This is a genomic window from Mesorhizobium sp. EU05-FHT14A09 (assembly GCF_058790995.1).
Genome location: NZ_JBYTDF010000007.1, coordinates 145,273 through 164,915, shown reverse-complemented (window position 1 = coordinate 164,915; position 19,643 = coordinate 145,273). Strand labels below are relative to the sequence as shown.

Annotated in this window: 12 protein-coding genes; 1 reads left to right on the top strand and 11 read right to left on the bottom strand. The window is 64.1% G+C overall.

Translation table 11 applies throughout. The annotated features are described in order from the left end of the window. Positions 1–148 precede the first annotated feature (148 nt). Positions 149–1,747 (bottom strand): murein biosynthesis integral membrane protein MurJ, encoded by a 1,599-nt coding sequence (murJ, locus tag AC3WTO_RS22535; RefSeq protein WP_492463150.1) that lies wholly within the window; start codon positions 1,745–1,747, stop codon positions 149–151. Positions 1,748–1,804: 57 nt separating this feature from the next. After that, positions 1,805–4,603, bottom strand: a complete 2,799-nt coding sequence (locus AC3WTO_RS22530) for a [protein-PII] uridylyltransferase (protein WP_492463149.1) — start codon at positions 4,601–4,603, stop codon at positions 1,805–1,807. A gap of 161 nt (positions 4,604–4,764) precedes the next feature. Here AC3WTO_RS22530 and AC3WTO_RS22525 point away from each other — a divergent pair, with 161 nt between their 5' ends. Beyond that, positions 4,765–7,278 (top strand): heavy metal translocating P-type ATPase, encoded by a 2,514-nt coding sequence (locus tag AC3WTO_RS22525; protein ID WP_492463148.1) that lies wholly within the window; start codon positions 4,765–4,767, stop codon positions 7,276–7,278. A gap of 229 nt (positions 7,279–7,507) precedes the next feature. Here AC3WTO_RS22525 and nhaA read toward each other — a convergent pair whose 3' ends face one another. The 9 genes from nhaA to AC3WTO_RS22480 all read right to left on the bottom strand — a co-directional run bounded on the left by nhaA (position 7,508) and on the right by AC3WTO_RS22480 (position 18,882). Then, entirely contained in the window at positions 7,508–8,701 is a 1,194-nt protein-coding gene (nhaA, locus tag AC3WTO_RS22520) for a Na+/H+ antiporter NhaA (protein WP_492463147.1), read from the bottom strand. Between the two features lie 136 nt (positions 8,702–8,837). Next, on the bottom strand, positions 8,838–9,401 hold the full coding sequence (locus tag AC3WTO_RS22515) for an ActR/PrrA/RegA family redox response regulator transcription factor (protein WP_492463146.1): 564 nt from the start codon (positions 9,399–9,401) through the stop codon (positions 8,838–8,840). Between the two features lie 106 nt (positions 9,402–9,507). Continuing rightward, positions 9,508–10,839 (bottom strand): ActS/PrrB/RegB family redox-sensitive histidine kinase, encoded by a 1,332-nt coding sequence (locus AC3WTO_RS22510; protein ID WP_492463145.1) that lies wholly within the window; start codon positions 10,837–10,839, stop codon positions 9,508–9,510. Positions 10,840–10,992: 153 nt separating this feature from the next. Continuing rightward, complete coding sequence (gene hrpB, locus AC3WTO_RS22505) at positions 10,993–13,452, bottom strand: ATP-dependent helicase HrpB (RefSeq protein ID WP_492463144.1); 2,460 nt, start codon at positions 13,450–13,452, stop codon at positions 10,993–10,995. A gap of 168 nt (positions 13,453–13,620) precedes the next feature. Further along, positions 13,621–14,448 carry a dipeptide ABC transporter ATP-binding protein gene (locus tag AC3WTO_RS22500; protein ID WP_492463143.1) on the bottom strand — a complete coding sequence of 276 codons (828 nt, stop codon included), beginning with the start codon at positions 14,446–14,448 and terminating at the stop codon, positions 13,621–13,623. Beyond that, on the bottom strand, positions 14,445–15,296 hold the full coding sequence (locus AC3WTO_RS22495; RefSeq protein ID WP_492463142.1) for an ABC transporter ATP-binding protein: 852 nt from the start codon (positions 15,294–15,296) through the stop codon (positions 14,445–14,447). The genes AC3WTO_RS22500 and AC3WTO_RS22495 overlap by 4 nt, the downstream gene beginning before the upstream one ends. Position 15,297: 1 nt before the next feature. After that, on the bottom strand, positions 15,298–16,215 hold the full coding sequence (locus AC3WTO_RS22490; protein ID WP_492463141.1) for an ABC transporter permease subunit: 918 nt from the start codon (positions 16,213–16,215) through the stop codon (positions 15,298–15,300). A 1-nt stretch (position 16,216) separates the two neighbouring features. After that, positions 16,217–17,224: an ABC transporter permease subunit gene (locus AC3WTO_RS22485; RefSeq protein ID WP_492463140.1), complete on the bottom strand. Its 1,008-nt coding sequence runs from the start codon at positions 17,222–17,224 to the stop codon at positions 16,217–16,219. A 65-nt stretch (positions 17,225–17,289) separates the two neighbouring features. Continuing rightward, positions 17,290–18,882, bottom strand: a complete 1,593-nt coding sequence (locus AC3WTO_RS22480; protein ID WP_492463139.1) for an ABC transporter substrate-binding protein — start codon at positions 18,880–18,882, stop codon at positions 17,290–17,292. Positions 18,883–19,643 lie beyond the last annotated feature (761 nt).

The following is a 19,643-nucleotide window of genomic DNA, read 5'->3' as shown; positions in this document are numbered from 1 at the left end:
ATGCCCTATCTCCTCGTTTTTGCACAATTCCGGACGCAAAACCGCTGCGCAGTTTTGCTGGAGTTGCTCTAGTTGTGCGAGGCTGTGTTGCCTCGGCGGATCCCCCTCCTCTTATGCAGGAAACCTTAAAAAATCGGCCTGGACTGTCTCACTCCGTGTCGGTGGACGCCGACGGTGTCCTTGCGCCGCCGCGCTTGATGTTGCGGCGGATCATGCCGAGGTCAGCGCCGCCTGTGGCGAAGGCGACCACGAAATAGATCACGGCGCCAGCCCCGCACAGGGACGTCAACGTGATGGCCTTGGTGGCCAGATGCGATGCCGATGACAGCTCGACAGCAAACCAGCGTTCGCCGAAATAGAGCGCGACGCCCATCAGTGCCGCCGCCAGAACCAGCCGCGGAATTCGCTTGAGCAGCGGGATGTCGCGGCCCCAGTGACCGCGCCGGATCAGCACGGCAAGCAGCATGACGGCGTTGAGCCAGCCGGCGACGGCGGAGGCGACCGCAATGCCGGGCGCACCCATCGATGGAAACAAAGTCAGCGCGATAGCGATGTTCACCACCACCGAGATGGCCGCGAAGATCATCGGCGTGCGCGTATCCTCGCGCGCGAAATAGCCTGGCGTGAAAGCCTTGATCAAAACAAAAGCCGGCAGGCCGAGGCCGAAGATGGCAAGAATGGCCGCCACCGTCGGCGTCGAGTTGTTGGCAGCGAACGCACCACGCTCGTAAAGCAGCCGCACGATCGGATCGGCCATCACCAGCAATGCCACCGCTGCCGGCAGTGTCATGAACAGGGTGAATTCGACGGAGCGGTTCTGCAGGTTGGCGGCTTCGACCATGTTGCCGGATTTCAGCGCGCGCGACAGCTCGGGCAGAAGCACGATCGCCACCGCGATGCCGACCACGCCGAGCGGCAGTTGGTAGACACGGTCGGCATAGGCGAGCGACGAGACGGCGCTGTTCTGGCCGGATGCGATCGCCGTGCCGATCAGCTGGTTGATCTGGGTGATGCCGCCGGTGATCGCCGCCGGCAGCGCCAGCCACAGCAGCCGTTTCACGTTGGGCGTCATATGCGGGCGACGAAAGCCGATGCGCATGCCGGCATTGCGGACCGCAATCCACACGATGGCGAGCTGGACGATACCCGCCGCCAGCACGCCCCAGGCCAGTCCGTAGCCGACATAGTGTGCGTCCTTGCCTTCGTACCAGGCATAGGCGAGCACGGCGATGAGGATGATGTTGAGGAACACCGGCGCCACCGCGGCGGCGAAATAGCGGCGCAGCGAATTCAGCATGCCGGCCATCATCGCGCCGAGCGACATGCAGATGAGATAGGGGAACATGATGGTGGCGAGCCGCACCGTCACGTCGAACTTGCCCGGAATGTCGGCAAAGCCCGGCGCCACCAGGTAGCGCACGATCAGCGGCATCGCCAGTTCCATGGCGATCGTCAGCACCAGCAGCACCGAAAACAGCACCCCGAAGACTTCTTCGGAAAAGCGCTTGGCGCCGTCGATGCCGTTTGCCTCGATTTCCTTGGAAAACAGCGGCACGAAGGCGGCGTTGAAGGCGCCTTCGGCAAACAGCCGGCGGAAGGTGTTGGGCAGCTGGAACGCAGCGTTGAAGGCATCCGCGATCGGTCCGGTGCCGAGCGCCGCCGCCATGAACATCTCTCGCGTGAAACCGAGGATGCGGCTCATCAGCGTGCCCGAGGCAACCGTGGCGAATTTCTTGACGAGGCTCATGCAGTGGTCCTGTGACAGACACCGGTGAAGAAACAATGGGGCATTGGGGTTCTACCGTTACTCCGCCGCGGCTTTCGCTTTGGTGCGGCCGCCATGGTTTCCCTCCAGCGTGGCGATCAGCCGCTCGCGGATGGTCTTCAGCCGGCCCTGGCTTTCAATCTTCTGGTTGGTCAGGTCGGTGACGTAGAAGGTGTCGATCACCTTCTCGCCGAAGGTGGTGATATGCGCCGAAGCGATATCGAGCGACAGGTCGGACAGCGTGCCGGTGATCTCGGAGAGCAGACCCGGTCGGTCCAGCCCTTCGACCTCGATCACCGAAAAGCGGTTGGACAGCGTGTTGCGGATTTCGGCACGCGGCTGGATGCGGAACGTCTTGGCACCACGTTTCGGCTTGGTGCGTTTCTCGATCATTTCGGGCAGCCAGGAGCGGCCGGACAGCACGTCTTCGATCAACTTGCCGACACGTTCGCCGCGCCTGCGTTCGTCCTCGTCGCGGTCGAATTCCCGGTTGATCAGGATCGTGTCCAGCGCGCGCCCGTCGGCGGTGGTGAAGATCTGCGCGTCTACGATGTTGCCGCCCGCGGCCGCGCAGGCTCCGGCAATGACCGAGAGCAGGCGCGGATGGTCCTGCGCCAGCACGGTCACCTCGGTCACCGCCTCGAACTCGTGTGTCTTGACCATGGTGGCGAGCTTTTTGCCCGCGGCATCGGCTTCGCGCACGAAAGCGGCATGGCGCAGCTGGTCCTTGAGGTCGACGGTGAGCAGGTAATTCTCATAGTGCAGGCCGACCAGGCGCTTGCGTTCGTCCTGCGGCCAGTCGGACAGGGCTTCTTCAAGTTGCTCGCGGGCCGCCGCCGTGCGTTCGGCGCGCGAGAGATCGGAGAAGCCACCGGTCAGAAGCAGTTCCGTTTCATAATAGAGCGTGCGCAGGAGCTGGCCTTTCCAGCCGTTCCACACGCCGGGACCGACGCCGCGTATGTCGCAGACAGTGAGGATGAGCAGCATCTTCAGCCGCTCGACCGACTGCACGACATTGGCGAAATCCTCGATCGTCTTGCGGTCGTTGAGATCGCGCGTCTGCGCGGTCATCGACATGACCAGGTGGTTTTCCACCAGCCAGGCAACGGTTTCGGTGTCGGTTGCGGAAAGCCCCATATGCGGACCAAGCCGTCGGGCGATTTTCGCGCCGGCCTCGGAATGATCCTCAGGTCGTCCCTTGGCGATGTCGTGCAGCAGCACGGCGACATAGAGCGCCTCGCGCTGGCTTTTCAGTTCGCCGATCAATTTGTGCGACAGCGGATGGATCTTCTCGCCGTCGCCGCGCTCGATCTCGGACAGCACGTCGATGCAGCGCAGCAGATGCTCGTCCACCGTGTAGTGGTGGTACATGTTGAACTGCATCATGGCGACGATCTTGCCGAAATCGGGGATCAGTTTGCCGAGCAGCCCGGCCTCGTTCATGCGGCGCAGATTGAGCTCCGGCCGGCGGTCCGAGGTCAGGATGTCGAGGAACAGCCGGTTCGCCTCGGGATCGCGGCGCAGGTTGCGGTCGACCAGCTTGAGCGATCGCGTCACCAGCTTCAGTGCATCCGGGTGGTATTCCAGCGCATGGCGGTCGGCGAACCAGAACAGCCGCAGCAGGTTGACCGGATCGCGGTCGAACACCTTGCTGTCGGCGATGTTGATGCGGTCGTTGTCGACGATGAAATCGGCCGTGCCGGCGAGCTTGCGGCGGCGGCGCGAGAAGGTCAGGAACAACCGGTTGAAGCCGGAGACATGGCTGGCCTGCTCTTCTTCCAGCGCCGCGCAGAAGATGCGGGTGAGGTCGCCGACATCCTTGGCGACCAGGAAGTAGTGCTTCATGAAGCGTTCGACCGCCGAAAGGCCGGGATGGCTCTTGTAGCCGAGCCGGTCGGCGATATCGCGCTGGATGTCGAAATGCAGCCGCTCCTCGGCCTTGCCGGTCAGGAAATGCATGTGGCAGCGCACCGCCCACAGGAAGTCCTCGGCTTTCTGGAACTGCGCGAACTCATCGCTGGTGAACACGCCCTGGGCGACGAGTTCCTCGACCGTGCGTTCGCGGTAGAAATATTTGCCGATCCAGAACAGCGTCTGCAGGTCGCGCAGGCCGCCTTTGCCGTCCTTGATGTTGGGCTCGACAAGATAGCGGCTCTCGCCGCCCTTGCGGTGCCGCTCGTCGCGCTCGGCCAGCTTGGCCTGCGCATACTCGGCGCCCGTGTTGCGCACCACTTCGCGGTCGAAACGCGTGATCAGCTCGTCGCAGAGCGGCTTCTCGCCCCAGACGAAGCGAGCTTCGAGCACCGCGGTGCGGATCGTCATGTCAGACCGCGACAGTCTGAGGCATTCCTCGATGTTGCGGGTGGCATGGCCGACCTTCAACCCCATGTCCCACAGCATGTAGAGCATGTATTCGACGATCTGCTCGCCCCAGGGGGTCTGCTTGTAGGGCAGCAGGAAAAGCAGGTCGATGTCGGAGCCCGGCGCCAGCGTGCCGCGTCCGTAGCCGCCGACGGCAACGATCGCCATGCGCTCCGCGGCGGACGGGTTCTTGGCGCGATAGACATGGCCGACGGCGAAGTCGTAGAGCGCGGCGATGATCTCGTCCATGAGGTGGGAAAGCCGTGCCGCGCAGGCGGTGCCGCCGCCATCGTCCATCAGCAGGCGCTCGGCGGCCACGCGGCCTTCCGCCATCCTGGCCTTGAGCAGCTTCAGGACAGCCGTGCGTACGGCGGCATCCGATCCGTCGCCGTTCGTCTCGGCGGTGAGCGCCGACAGTTCTTCGCGCAACAGTCTGCCGTCGATGATCTCGTCGAGCTTGAGGGGAATCTTCGCCATGAGCCCTTTGGTAGCGTCTTTCCGGCGGCGTCTATAGCCTGTTTTGACGGCTATGGGTATGGGGCCGCGCCGCCCCGGGTCGCCATCAGATTGGCTCTTGACCTTCCAGTTACTGGAAACCTTATCTGTTCCCAAAAGCGGAAAATATCAGGGATTCGGCCATGACGAAGACACATCACGACCACGGTCACCATCAGCATGCCAGGGACGGGTCGTGTTGTTCGGGCACCAAGCCGACGAATGACGCTGTGCTGCGCGACCCGGTTTGCGGCATGGAGGTCGACCCGAATGCCGGCAAGCCGACCCTCGAGCACGGCGGACGTGTCTTCCACTTCTGCTCGGCGGGCTGCCGCGGCAAGTTCGAAGCGCATCCCGAAGAGTTCCTGACGGCCAAGGATCCGGTCTGCGGCATGGATGTGGACCGTGCCAGCGCCAGGCATTTCCTGCGCCATGAAGGCGAGAAGCTCTATTTCTGCTCGGAAAGCTGCCAGAAGAAGTTCGAGGCCGACCCCAAGGCCTATCTCGGCGACAGGCCGGCGCCCGCGCCGATACCCAAGGGTACGCAATACACCTGCCCGATGCATCCCGAGATCATTGGCGACAAGCCCGGCTCCTGCCCGCTTTGCGGTATGGCGCTGGAGCCGATGATGCCGACGGGTGACGAAGGTCCCAATCCGGAGCTGGTCGATTTCACCCGCCGCTTTTGGGTCAGTGCGGTGCTCTCCCTTCCGCTGCTCATCATCACCATGGGGCCGATGGTCGGCCTGCCCTTCCTGCGTGACTGGCTGGGCGAGCAGGCGGCTGTCTGGGTCGAGCTCGTTCTGGCGACGCCGGTGGTGTTGTGGGCGGCACTGCCCTTCTTCGAACGTGGCTGGGCTTCCATCGTCAACCGCAGCCCGAACATGTGGACGCTGATCTCGCTCGGCGTTGGCGCCGCCTATGTCTACAGCGTCGTCGCCACACTGTTCCCGGACATCTTCCCGCATCAGTTCCGCGGCCATGGTGGTGCGGTGCCGGTCTATTTCGAAGCCGCCGCCGTCATCATCGCGCTGGTTTTCCTCGGCCAGGTGCTGGAGTTGCGCGCGCGGGAAAAGACCGGTTCGGCGATCCGGGCGCTGCTCGACCTTGCACCGAAGACGGCGCGACTGATCGGTGCGGACGGTTCGGAGAACGATGTGCCGCTCGACCAGGTCAAGGGTGGCGACCGGCTGCGCGTGCGGCCGGGCGAAGCGGTGCCGGTGGACGGGATCGTGCTGGAAGGCCGTTCCTCCGTCGATGAATCGATGATCACCGGCGAGCCGGTTCCGGTCGAGAAGATCGAAGGCGATGCACTGACCGGTGGCACGCTGAACAAGAATGGCTCGCTGGTCATGCTGGCCGAGAAGGTCGGTTCGGAGACGACGCTCGCCCGCATCGTCGAACTGGTCGCCAAGGCGCAGCGCAGCCGCGCGCCGATCCAGAGCCTGGCCGATCGTGTGTCGTTCTACTTCGTCCCGGCCGTGGTGCTGGTGGCTATCGTCGCCTTCATTGCCTGGGCCGTGTTCGGACCCAAGCCCAGCCTGGTGTTCGCCATCGTCGCGGCGGTGTCGGTGCTGATCATCGCCTGTCCCTGTGCGCTGGGTCTCGCCACGCCGATGTCGATCATGACCGCGACCGGGCGCGGTGCGCAGGCCGGCGTGCTGATCAAGGATGCGGCGGCACTTGAGCGTTTCGCTTCGGTCAACACGCTGGTGGTCGACAAGACCGGTACGCTCACCGAAGGCAAGCCGAAACTCACCGATGCCATTGCCACGGGCGGCGTGTCCGAGGACGAGCTGCTGGGATTGGCGGCGGCGCTGGAGAAAGGCTCCGAACATCCGCTCGCGGAGGCGATCGTCGGCGGCGCCGAGGAGCGTGGCCTGAAGATCGCGGCCGCCGCCGATTTCGAAGCCGTCACCGGCAAGGGCGTTGCCGGCACGGTGTCCGGCCGCAAGGTGGCGCTCGGCAATCTCGCCATGATGACGGAACTCGCTCTCGATGCGGCGGCTCTTGCTGAGCGCGCAGCGGCGCTGCAGACTGAGGGCAAGACGGCGATGTATGTGGCGATCGACGGCAAGCTGGCCGGCATCGTCGCCGTCGCCGATCCGATCAAGGCGACCGCGGCCGAGGCGATCCGTGCCCTGCACGACGAGAACATCACCGTTGTCATGGCGACCGGCGACAATGAGCGCACAGCCAAGGCGATCGCCAAGCGGCTCGGCATCGATCAGGTCCGTGCCAACATGCTGCCCGAGCACAAGAGCGCGCTGATCGAGGAACTGCGCAGCCGCGGCGGCATCGTCGCCATGGCCGGCGACGGCGTCAACGATGCGCCAGCGCTGGCTGCGGCGGATGTCGGCATCGCCATGGGCACCGGCGCCGACGTGGCGATGGAAAGTGCCGGCATCACGCTGGTGAAGGGCGACCTCACCGGCATCGTGCGGGCGCGCAGGCTTGCCAAAGGCACGCTGGCCAACATCCGCCAGAACCTGTTCTTCGCCTTCCTGTACAACGTCGCCGGCGTTCCGGTCGCTGCCGGCGTGCTTTATCCGGTGTTCGGCGCGCTGCTGTCGCCGATGCTGGCGGCAGCGGCAATGAGCCTGTCCTCGGTATCGGTTATTGCCAATTCGCTCAGGCTGCGTACGCTCAGGCTTTGATTCCTGCGGCATCCGCGCCTCTGGACGGATGCCGCAACAGGCCCCAACTAAGGGCCATCACAAGGAGACCAGAATGAACGTGATGAAGAAGATTGTCCTCGCTTTGATGGCCGCCGGCATGCTGGTCGCCGTGCTTCTGGAGACCGCTCCGGCTTAGGATTGCAAAGGCCATCCGCCAGAACCCAAAAAGCCGGCGTCTTCGACATGAAGCGCCGGCTTTTTCTTTTGCCTATTCGTCTTCGCCATTATCCGCGACGCTGGGCGCTGCCAGAAGCAGAGCCGCACCTGCCAGCGCGGCGACCAGCGAGCCGGCGAGGATGCCGACCTTGACGGCGTCCTGAAGCGCCGGGTTGTCGGCAAAGGCCAGCAGGCCGATGAACAGGCTCATCGTGAAACCGATGCCGCACAAGAGCGCGATGCCGGTCATCTGCATCCAGCCGGCGCGCGCCGGCAGGTCGGCCAGCCCGAGCTTGATCGCCAATGCCGAAGCGCCGAGCACACCGACCAGCTTGCCGACGACGAGGCCGGCGGCAACGCCGAGCGTCAGCGGCTCGACCAATGTCGCCGGCGTGAAGCCGGCCAGCGAAACGCCGGCATTGGCGAAGCCGAAGATCGGAATGATGATCAAAGGTACGAAACGGTGCAGCGCATGTTCCAGCCGGTGCAGCGGCGAATGCTCGAGATCATGCGCGATGCCGGGTGTCGCCCGCAGCGGAATGGTCAGCGCCAGCGCGACGCCGGCCAGGGTGGCATGCACGCCGGATTTCAGCACCAGCACCCACAGCACCGCGCCGAGCACGAGATAAGGGACGAGTGACAGCACGCCCATGCGGTTGAGCACGATCAGCACGACGATGACGGCAAGCGCGGCTGCTAGATAGGCGAGCGACAGCCCGCTTGTGTAGAACAGAGCGATGATGATGACGGCGCCGAGATCGTCGATGATGGCGAGCGCGGTCAGGAAGACCTTAAGCGAGGCCGGCACACGATTGCCGAGCAGCGAGAGCACGCCGAGCGCGAAAGCGATGTCGGTTGCGGTCGGGATCGCCCAGCCGGACAGAGCCGCAGCGTTGTCCCGGTTGATCGCGATGTAGACCAGTGCCGGCACCGCCATGCCGCCCGCCGCCGCGATGCCGGGCAGCATCCGGCGCGGCCAGGTCGACAGCTGGCCATCCAGCATCTCGCGTTTGATCTCCAGGCCGACCAGCAGGAAGAACACCGCCATCAGCGCGTCGTTCACCCAATGCAGCACGCTGAGCGGGCCGAGATAGGCATGCAGCGCAGCGAAATAGGTCTCCGCCAGCGGTGAATTGGCAACGATCAGCGCAAGTGCCGCCGCTGCGATCAGGATAATGCCGCCCGCGGCCTCTCCATCCAGGAATTCACGGAAAACCGAGATTGGGCGCGGGTTGTCATTCACCATGTCTGCTCCTTGATAACGGAAACGCTCCGGATCGAATTGCAACTGGGCCCGATGATGCCCAAGGCAGCGGGATGCGGCAAGCAAAGCCGCACCGCCTGCGACAATAATGGCGATTTATCGGGATTGTTCTGGGGGATCAGCGCGGTGCGCGCTTGGCCAGGATACGCTGCAGCGTCCGACGGTGCATGTTCAACCGCCGTGCCGTCTCCGAAACGTTGCGTTCGCACATCTCGTAGACGCGCTGGATGTGTTCCCAGCGTACGCGGTCGGCCGACATCGGATTCTCCGGCGGCACGACACGTTCGGCGCCGGTGCGCGTCAACGCCGCGAAGATGTCGTCGGCATCGGCCGGCTTGGAAAGATAATCGACAGCCCCGAGTTTGACCGCCGTCACCGCAGTGGCGATGTTGCCGTAACCGGTGAGGATGATGGCGCGCGCATCGGCGCGTTTTTCCCGGATCGCCGCAACCACGTCCAGCCCGCTGCCGTCGCCCAGCCGCATGTCGACGACCGCATAGGCCGGTGGATTGGCGCGTGCCTTCACCAGGGCTTCCTCGACGCTTTCAGCGGTGTCGACCACGAAGCCGCGCCCTTCCATGGCGCGCGCCAGGCGGGTGAGGAATGGCTTGTCATCCTCGACGATCAACAGCGAGGTATCGTCGCCCGTCACCATGCTGCCCTGGGCATCTTCACCGCTCATGATGGTCCTTGTCCTTCTTTCTTATTTTTTCGGCTCAGATATAGCGACTAAGCCGTAATTGTCCAATTTTGAGCGGTTTTCAGCCCGGTTTCGAGGTCTTTCTGCGCTATTCCGCCGCATCGAAACCAGCGGGATGCATCGCCCTTGCATTGGCGAACACTTCGCGCGGCCAGCGGATGCGCACGACGGCGCCTTCACCGGGGCCGCCGGAATTCTGGAACTCGATGTCCGCGCCCGAACGTTCGATCAGCGTCTTGGCGATGAACAGGCCGAGCCCCAGCCCGCCGCCGCCACGCTCGGTGCCTTGTCTTGTCGACATATAGGGTTCGCCGATGCGGTCGATGATCTCCGGCGGAAACCCGCGGCCATCGTCGGTGATCGACAGCGTGACATGCTGGTCGTTCCAGCCCCAGCGCACGGTGATCGCGGAGCGGGCGAAGTCGACGGCGTTCTCGACTAGGTTGCCCAGCCCGTAGAGCACGCCGGGATTGCGGCGGCTGATCGGTTCCGCACCGATGCATTCGCCTGGCTGCAGATCGATCTTGATGCCGAAGTCGCGATGCGGCGTCACCACTTCCTCGACCAGCGCGGTCAGCGACAGCTGTGCCAGCAGCGGCTCGCCCTCCGAGGAGAGATTGGTCAGGCGCTTCAGGATCTCGCGGCAGCGCTCGCTCTGCGTGCGCAGCAGGGAGACGTCCTCGCGGTACTTCGGGTCCTTGCCCAGCGTCTTTTCCATCTCGCGCACCACCAGCGTGATGGTGGCGAGCGGAGTGCCGAGTTCATGCGCCGCCGCCGCTGCCAGACCGTCGAGCGCCGACAGGTGTTGTTCTCGCTGCAGCACCAGTTCCGTGGCGGCGAGTGCGTTGGCCAGCTGGCGCGCTTCCTTGGCGACGCGGAAAGCATAGATGCCGGTGAAGGCGATCGAGCACAGCACCGCCACCCACACGCCCGCCACATAAGGCACAGGCATCACCAGCGTGATGTTCTCATACCAGGGCAAGGGCTCGTGGAAGAACACCAGCAGCGTCGCCGCGGCCACCACCAGGGCGCCGAGGATTGCGGTGAGCCGCAGCGGCAGCGACGTTGCCGAGATGACGACTGGCACTGTGAGCAGCAGCGCGAACGGGTTGGTCAGGCCGCCGGTCAGGTAGAGCAGGCCGGCAAGCTGCAGGCTGTCGAACACCAGGATTCCGAAGGCGGCCGGCGGTGCCAGTCGGTGCGCGGCGGGATAGCGGAAGGCCAGGAACAGGTTCATCCAGGCCGAGCAGGCGATCAGCGTGAAACAGAAGCTGACCTGCAACGGAAAGTGCAGCACATAGGCAACGACCAGGACGGTGATGCTCTGGCCGACGATCGCCAGCCAGCGCAGCCAGATCAGCGTGTTGAGCCGCAACCGGTCCGGTGGCTGGAAATCGGGAGAGCGCAGGATTTTGATCATCAGGTCTTCTAGAGCAATTCCGGGAAAAGTGCGTAGCGGTTTCCGTCCGGAATTGCATGGAAAGCAAGGGTTGGAGTGTTTCCGTTAGAAACGAAACCTTCGAGAGCAAACAGACAGCGGCGCTTTTCTGATGCGCCGCTTGTCATGGCGAAATCAGGTGCCGCGCGGCTTGGCGCGGCTGGTGGCGGCGGCCTCGAGCGGATTTTCGGGCCAGACATGTTTCGGATAGCGGCCACGCATGTCGGAGCGCACGTCGGCCCAGGAACCGCGCCAGAAACCGGGCAGGTCGCGCGTCATCTGGATCGGCCGATGTGCCGGCGACAACAGTTCGAGCGTCAGCGGCACCGTGCCGTTGGCGATCGAGGGATGGCGGTCTAGGCCGAACAGCTCCTGCACGCGAATGGCCAGCACCGGTGTTTCGCCATCATAGCGGATCGGCACGTGGATGCCGGACGGCGCGTCGAAATGGGTCGGCGCGAGAGCATCGATCCTGCGCTGGAGGTCGTGCGGCACCAGCGCGGTAAGGCCATTCGTCAAGGCCCCGCCGGAAATGGCGTTGAGCGAAGCCTCGCCGGTCAGGAAGGGCGCCAGCCAATCGTCGAGGCGTTCGATCAGCGCTTCGTCGCTCATCTCCGGCCATGGCGCGCCAAGGCCGCGATGCAGCCAGCCGAGGCGATTGCGCAGGCTTTCCGCTTCCTTGCTCCACGGCACCAGGTCGAGGCCATGTTCGCGCACCGCTTCAATGACGGCGGTATCGGCATCCATGCCCTTTGGCGCCGGCAGCATGCGCTCGGCCAGGGTGATGGCGCCGAGGCGCACCGTCTCGCGCACGCGCACCGAGCGCCTCTCGCGATCGAAACTGGTCTCGCGGCGGGTTTCGATGCGGTCGGACAGGGCTTCGCGGATTTCCGGCTCGCTGACCGGCGCGGCTGCGGTGATCCTGGCATTCTGCGCTTTGCCCTGCAGATCGGCGACGACAAGGAATGTTTCCCCGGCGAGCGGATCGGCGGCATCCACCATGGCGCCGGAACCGTTGGCAAGCACGAAACGGCCGCGCTCGCCGCGGGCCTTGGCGACACGGTCGGGCCAGGCGTCGAGAAGCAGCGCCCCGGCGGTGCCGGTTTCCGCGGTCGTGGAAGAGACGGCGCGCGCCAGCCTCTCGGCCAGTTGCCGTGCCGCGTTGGCGCGGGGCGACCGGTCCGAAGCAAAGCGCATAAGCCGCCGCTCCAGATCGGCGCTGTCGCCGCCGAGCCCACGTTCGGTGAGCAGAACCGCAAGCCGTGCGGCATCCGCCGCGCGGCCGTGATTGGCTGCTTCCGCAACCATATGGGCAAGCCGCACCGGCAACGCCAGCTTGCGCATCGCCGAACCGGCTTCGGTCAGTCGGCCCGCGTCGTCGATCGCGTGAAGCGCTTTCAGCAGGGCACGGGCTTCGGCCAGGGCCGGCGCCGGTGGCGTGTCGAGGAAGGACAGGCTGGCCGGATCGGCGACACCGAAAGCGGCGCAGTCCAGCATCAGCCCGGAGAGGTCCGCTTCGAGGATTTCGGGCGGGGTGAAAGCCGGCAGCGCCGCGGTCTGTTCGGCGCGCCAGAGTCGGACGGCGACGCCCGGCTGCGTGCGCCCGGCGCGGCCGGCCCGCTGCTCGGCGGACGCGCGCGAGGCACGCACCGTCTCGAGGCGCGTCAGGCCGCTCGCCGGTTCATACCTCGGCAGCCGCGACAGGCCGGAATCGATGACGACGCGCACGCCGTCGATGGTGATGGAAGTCTCCGCGATCGCGGTCGCCAGCACCACCTTGCGCCGGCCTTCGGCTGCCGGGCGAATGGCTGCATCCTGCGCGTTGCCGTCGAGTTGGCCATAAAGCGGCACCACGTCCGTATCGCTGCCGACACGGCCTTCGAGCTGCGCGGCGGTGCGTTCGATCTCGCGCTGTCCAGGCAGGAAGGCGAGCACGCTGCCGGTTTCGTAGGCAAGCGCGGTTCTTATTGCCTTGGCCGTCGCTTCTTCCACCGCCATGCCGGCGGGGCGCTCATCGTAGCGAATCTCGACCGGGAAGCTGCGCCCTTCGCTTTCGATGACCGGCGCACCCGACAACAATTTCGCCACGCGCGCACCGTCGAGGGTGGCCGACATCACCACGAGGCGCAGGTCGGGCCGCAGCGCACCTTGCACATCGAGGGCCAGCGCCAGCCCGAAATCGCCATCCAGCGAGCGTTCGTGGAATTCGTCGAAGATCACCGCCGACACGCCCGGCAGCTCCGGATCATCGAGGATCATGCGCGCCAGAACGCCTTCGGTAACGACAAGGATGCGGGTCCTGGCCGAAGTACGGTTCTCCATGCGCATTGCATAGCCAACCGTGCCGCCCGGCTCTTCGCCGAGCAGGGCGGCCATGCGCCTGGCTGCCGCGCGGGCGGCAAGCCGGCGCGGTTCCAGAAGCACGATCTTGCCGGGTCTGAGCCAGGAGGCGTCGAGCAGGGCGAGCGGCACCAGCGTCGTCTTGCCCGCTCCCGGCGGCGCCACCAGCACCGCGCTGCTGCCGGTTTCGAGAGCACCGTTCAGCGCTGGCAGAACAGCGGTTACAGGCAGATCGGGCAAGCGCGCCGCGTTCATCAGGCAAACGCCTGCTGGCACGGACCGCGCTTTTCAATGGCCTGAAAGGAAGACATGGAAGGCGGCTTTAGACCAGGATGACGTTTGGTTGAAACGTCATCCTGGTTTCGCGGTTTGTTGGAGCGCGATCTTTTCCGGAAACCGGTTCCCACTTTTCGGGATCACGCTCTAGGCCGCCTTCTTGCGGGCAAGCCTCGCCTTGATGCTGTCGACGTCGGCACGCGGCGTCGCTGCAAACAGCGTCTTGGTGTAGCTGTGCTGTGGGTTGGCAAAGACTTCGTCGCGCGGACCGTATTCGACCGCTTCGCCGAAATACATCACCATGACGTCGTCGGCGATGTAGCGCACCACCGACAGGTCGTGGCTGATGAAGACGTAGGTCAGCTGGAACTCGTCCTGCAGGTCGGCAAGCAGGTTGAGCACCTGTGCCTGCACCGAAAGGTCGAGTGCCGATACCGGCTCGTCGAGCACCAGCAGGCTCGGGTTCAGCATCAGCGCGCGCGCAATGGCGATGCGCTGGCGCTGGCCGCCCGAGAACATGTGCGGATAGCGGTTGTAGTGCTCGGGTCCCAGGCCAACCTTCTTCAGCATCGCCATGGCGCGGTCGCGCCGCTCCGAGGCCGGGACATCGGTGTTGATCACCAGCGGCTCACCCAGGATGTCGCCGATCTTCTGGCGCGGGTTGAGCGAACCGTAGGGATTCTGGAACACGATCTGCACCTTGCGGCGCATCTCCTTCGACAGGCCGTCCTTGGCGATGTCGACCTTCTTGCCGTCGATGAACAGCTCGCCGGCGCTCGCCGCGTCGATCAGGGTGATGATGCGGGCCAAAGTGGACTTGCCGCAGCCGGATTCACCGACGATGGCCAGCGTCTTGCCCTTCTCGACCGAGAACGAGACACCTTTCACCGCATGCACCGTGCGCGCCGGCCGGAACATGCCGCCGCCGACATGATAGTCGCGCTTGATGTTTTTACCTTCGACGACGATGGTCATGACGCGGCTCCCGAAACGGCGGGCTCGAACAGCATGTCGGAGACGGTCGGCAGCCGGTCGCCGGTGGCGTTGTCCGGCAGGGCCGCCAGCAACGCGCGCGTGTAGTTGCTCTTCGGGTTCTCGAACAGCGACAGTACGTCTGCCTCTTCCATCTTCGTGCCCTTGTACTGCACGACGACGCGATCGGCCGTTTCGGCGACCACGCCCATATTGTGGGTGATCATGATGAGGCCCATGCCGTGTTCGGCCTGCAGTTTCATCAGGAGATCGAGGATCTGCTTCTGGATCGTCACGTCGAGCGCGGTGGTCGGCTCGTCGGCGATCAAAAGCTTCGGGTTGCAGGCGATCGCCATGGCGATCATGACGCGCTGGCACTGGCCGCCCGACATCTGGTGCGGGAAGGAATTGAGCCGCTCCTCCGGTTCGGGAATGCCGACAAGCTTGAACAGCTCGATGGCGCGGGCGCGACGCTGGGCCTTGTCCATGCCCATATGCACGCGCAGCACTTCCTCGATCTGGTAGCCCGCCGTGAAACACGGATTGAGACTGGCGATCGGCTCCTGGAAGATCATCGAGATGTCCTTGCCGATGATCTTGCGCCGTTCCGCCGCGTCGAGCGCCAGCAGGTCGATGCCGTTGAAGCTCATGCGATCGGCTTTCACCGTCGCTGAGGGTGGCAGCAGGCCCATCACCGCCAGCATAGACACCGATTTGCCGGAGCCCGATTCACCGACGATCGCCAGCACTTCGCGCGGTTCGATCGACAGGTCGATGCCTTTCACCGCCATGAACGGCCCGCTCGACGTATCGAACGAAACCGTCAGGTTCTTGATCTCTAGCAACGCCATGTCACGACCTCTTCAGCTTGGGGTCGAGCGCATCGCGCAGACCGTCGCCGATCAGGTTGATGGCGAGCACGGTGATCAGGATGGCGAGGCCGGGGAAGGTGACGACCCATGGCGCACGCAGGATGAATTCGCGCGCCGAGGCGAGCATCGTGCCCCATTCCGGCGTCGGCGGTTGCGCGCCCATGCCGAGGAAGCCGAGTGCGGCCGCTTCGAGGATGGCGTTGGAGAAGGACATCGTCGCCTGGACGATCAGCGGCGCCACGCAGTTCGGCAGGATCGTCACCACCATCATTCTCCAATGGCTGGCGCCGGCGACCTTGGCCGAGACGACATATTCGCGGTTCTTCTCGGCCATCACCGCGGCGCGGGTCAGGCGTGCGAAGTGCGGCTGCAGCACCAGCGCGATGGCCAGCATCGCGTTGAACAGGCCGGGCCCGAGGATGGCCACCAGCACAAGCGCCAGCAGCAGCGACGGGAAGGCGAGGATGATGTCCATGACGCGCATGATCAGCGTGTCGACCCAGCCGCGGAAGTAACCGGCCAGGACGCCCAGCACGATGCCCGAAGACAGCGCGAAGACGACGACGATGAGGCCGATGAACAGCGAGTAGCGCGCGCCGAAGATCAGGCGCGAGAGGATGTCGCGACCGACGGCATCGGTGCCAAGGATGAACATCGACTTGCCGCCTTCCTGCCAGGCCGGCGGAGTGAGCAAGGCATCGCGGTATTGTTCATCCGGAAGGTGCGGCGCCACCAGTGGCGCGAAGACCGCCACCAGCACGAGGAGGGTAAACACCACCAGGCCGATGACGGCGCCGGTGTTCATGGAATAATAGTGCCAGAATTCGGCGAATGCGCGCTGCTTGGGGCCGGATGGCACCGTGGCGGCGGTGGTCTCGCCTGCTGTTTGATCGGTCATGTCACTGCACCCGGATACGTGGGTTGATGACGGCATAGAGCACGTCGACGACGAGATTCACGGCCATGACGATGAGGGCGATGATGAGCAGCCCGCTTTGCACGACGGCATAGTCGCGCTTGCCGATGGCGTCGATCATCCACTTGCCGATGCCAGGCCAGGAGAAGATCGTCTCGGTCAGGATGGCGCCTGCCATCAGCGTACCGACCTGCAGGCCGATCGTGGTGATGACTGGGATGAGCGCATTGCGGAAGGCGTGAAGGCCAATGACGCGACGCGGTGACAGGCCCTTGGCGCGGGCGGTGCGCACATAGTCCTCGCCCAGCACCTCGAGCATCGCCGAGCGCGTCTGCCGCGCGATGACGGCGAGCGGAATTGTGGCGAGCACGATCGAAGGCAGGATCAGATGGCTGAAAGCGGACCAGAAGGCACCGGGCCGGCCGGAGAGCAGACTGTCGATCAGCATGAAGCCGGTGACGGGTTTGAAGAAGAACTGCAGGCCGATACGGCCTGAGACAGGCGTCCAGCCGAGATAGCCGGAGAAGAAGATGATGAGCAGCAGGCCCCACCAGAAGATCGGCATCGAGTAGCCGGTCAGCGCCACGCCCATGGTGGCCTGGTCGAACCAGGAGCCGCGTTTGACGGCGGCAAAGATGCCGGCGGGAATGCCGATCAGGATGGCGATGATCATGGCGACGAGAGCGAGCTCGAGCGTCGCAGGGAACAACGTCATGAATTCGCCGAAAACCGGCCGCTTGGTGGAAAGCGAGATGCCGAAATCACCGCCTAGAACGCGGATGATGTAGTCATAATACTGGACGATGTAAGGCCGGTTGAAACCGAACCGTTCGATCAGTTCGGCATAGCGTTCGGGGCTCACGCCGCGCTCGCCAGCCATAGCGAGGATCGGGTCTCCCGGCAGCAGGCGCACAAACGCGAAGGCTGCCAGCGAGATGCCGAAGATGGTTGGCACAATCAGTGCCAGCTTGTGGAGTAGATAGCGGAACATGGACCTTAATAAAACGGCGGCGCTGAAAGTCCAGCGCCGCCGTTCCCTATTTCGCGTTGAAAGCCTTATTCGGTGACGTCAACACCGTCGAAACGGTGAATACCGAGCGGATCCATGGCGTAACCGACGACTTTCTTGTTCATCGGCATGAACACCTTGGAGTGAGCGATCGTCAGCCATGGGGCCTCACGCTTGAACACTTCCTGGGCCTTCTCGTAGATCTCGGTGCGCTTGGCGGTGTCCGTGGTGGCCTTGCCCGCCTGGAGCAGGTCCTCGAACTCCTTGTTGCACCAGATCGCGTAGTTGGACTGGCCGATGGCCGAGCAGCCGAGCAAGAACAGGAAGTTGTCCGGGTCGCCGTTGTCGCCGGTCCAGCCGAGCTGGAAGGCGCCGTCACGATCCTTGGCCTTGCCGCGTTCGCGATATTCGGTCCACTCGTAGGAGACGATCTCGGCCTTGACGCCGACCTTGGCGTAGTCGGCCTGGATCATCTCGGCGACGCGCTGCGCACCCGGATTGTACGGACGCGACACCGGCATGGCCCAGATCTTCATGGACAGGTCCTTGACGCCTGCATCGGCCAGCATCTTCTTGGCCGCTTCAGGATCGTAAGCATCGTCCTTGATGTTCTTGTTGTAGGACCACATCGTCGGCGGGATCGGGTTGACGGCAACCTGGCCGGCGCCCTGATAGACCGCGTCGATGATCGCCTGCTTGTTGACGGCCATGTTGAGGGCCTTGCGGACCTCGACCTTGTCGAACGGAGCGACGGTCGTGTTGTAGGCCATGTAGCCGACGTTCAGGCCTTCCTGCTCGGCGACGTTGAGGTTGGCATCAGCCTTCAGGCCGGCGATGTCCGCCGGAGCCGGATAGGACATGATATCGCATTCGCCGGCCTTCAGCTTCTGCGCGCGCACGGCAGCATCCGGCGTGATCGCGAAGATCAGGTCGTCGATCTTCTGGCGGCCGCCGAAATAGCCGTCCCAGGCCTGATAGCGGATGACGGCGTCAACCTGGTAGTCGACGAACTGGTAAGGACCGGTGCCGACCGGCTTCTGCGAGAACTGCGGCAGCGTGTTCGCCTTCTCGAGCTGGTCTGCATATTCCTTCGACACGATCGAAGCGAAGTCCATGCCGAGGTCGGGCAGGAAGGCCACTTCCGGCTTGTTCAGCACAAACTTGACCGTGAGGTCGTCGACGACGACGATTTCCTTGAGCAGGTCCGGGAAGCCCATGCCTGCGAAGTATTCCCAGCCGGTGCCGGCCAGGTAGCTGTACCACGGGCTTTCCTTCTTCCACTGGCGCTCGAAGGAGAACTTGACGTCCTCTGCATTGAGCTCACGGGTCGGGGTGAACCAGTCGGTCGTCTGGAACTTCACGCCCTTGCGCAGCTTGAAGGTGTATTCCTTGCCGTCGTCGGACACGGTCCAGCTCTCGGCCAGGCCGGGAGAGATGGTGGTCTTGCCGTGGTCGAATTCGACCAGGCGGGAATAGATGGTACGCGACGACGCGTCGAAGTCGTTGCCGCCGCTCCACGGCGACGGATCGAAACCTGCTGGCGAAGCTTCCGAGCAGTAAACCAGCTGCTTGGCGTTCGCCACCCCACCCATGACGGTTGCGGCCAGCAACGCGGCCGCAAAAGTCAGTTTCGTTTTCATTGAGCACTCCCTGGTGTTCTTCCAAGCCCCTCTATAGGCTCGCGAAGGGCGCATATAAGCACCGTTTTTGCGGCATTGGAACTCCCTGTCTGTCCCCTATACTGTTATGGGAATAATATTCCAAAAGAGCCAAGAGATTGATAAGATTGTTGCTTCAATGCTCCATCACGGGAATATGAAAGCTCGTATCTTTCGTTGAAGTGCAAAAAACTCCTACGGCTATTTGCGACAAGAAAGGACGCGCCCAGTGTCTTGTTGACGACCTGTTGCAAATTCCCGGCAAGCTGCCGTTGGGGCAAGACTTGCACGCAGACGAATAGTCGCAATACATAGTCGGCAGCAGGGTTTTCGGCGCGAACAGCGCCAGTCGCACGGCGCAGCAGCCCCCGCCCAAGAGGGGTCGAGCCGACCCATATCGTCGAGGGAGGAACAGGTGGCGAAGGCAACGAAGACAGCAGGTTCGGTCAAGTCCGCGGCCAAGGCGAAGGCACCCGCCGAAGCGAAGGCGCCGGAAAAGGCAAAGGCGGTGACGACAACCGCGTCAAAGCCTGCGGCGGCAAAGCCAGCCCAGGTCAAGGCAGTGAAACCCGCTCCGGAAAAAGCCAAGTCGGCAGCCGTGAAGGCAGCGCCGGCGGCGAGCAAGCCTGCCGCAAAAGCAGTGGCCCCCAGAGTGATAAAGGCTCCAGCCGCGGCGAAAACGGTCGCCAAACCCGCTGCCCCTGCCAAGACGGACGCCGCCAAACCGGCCGTTACGGCGAAGG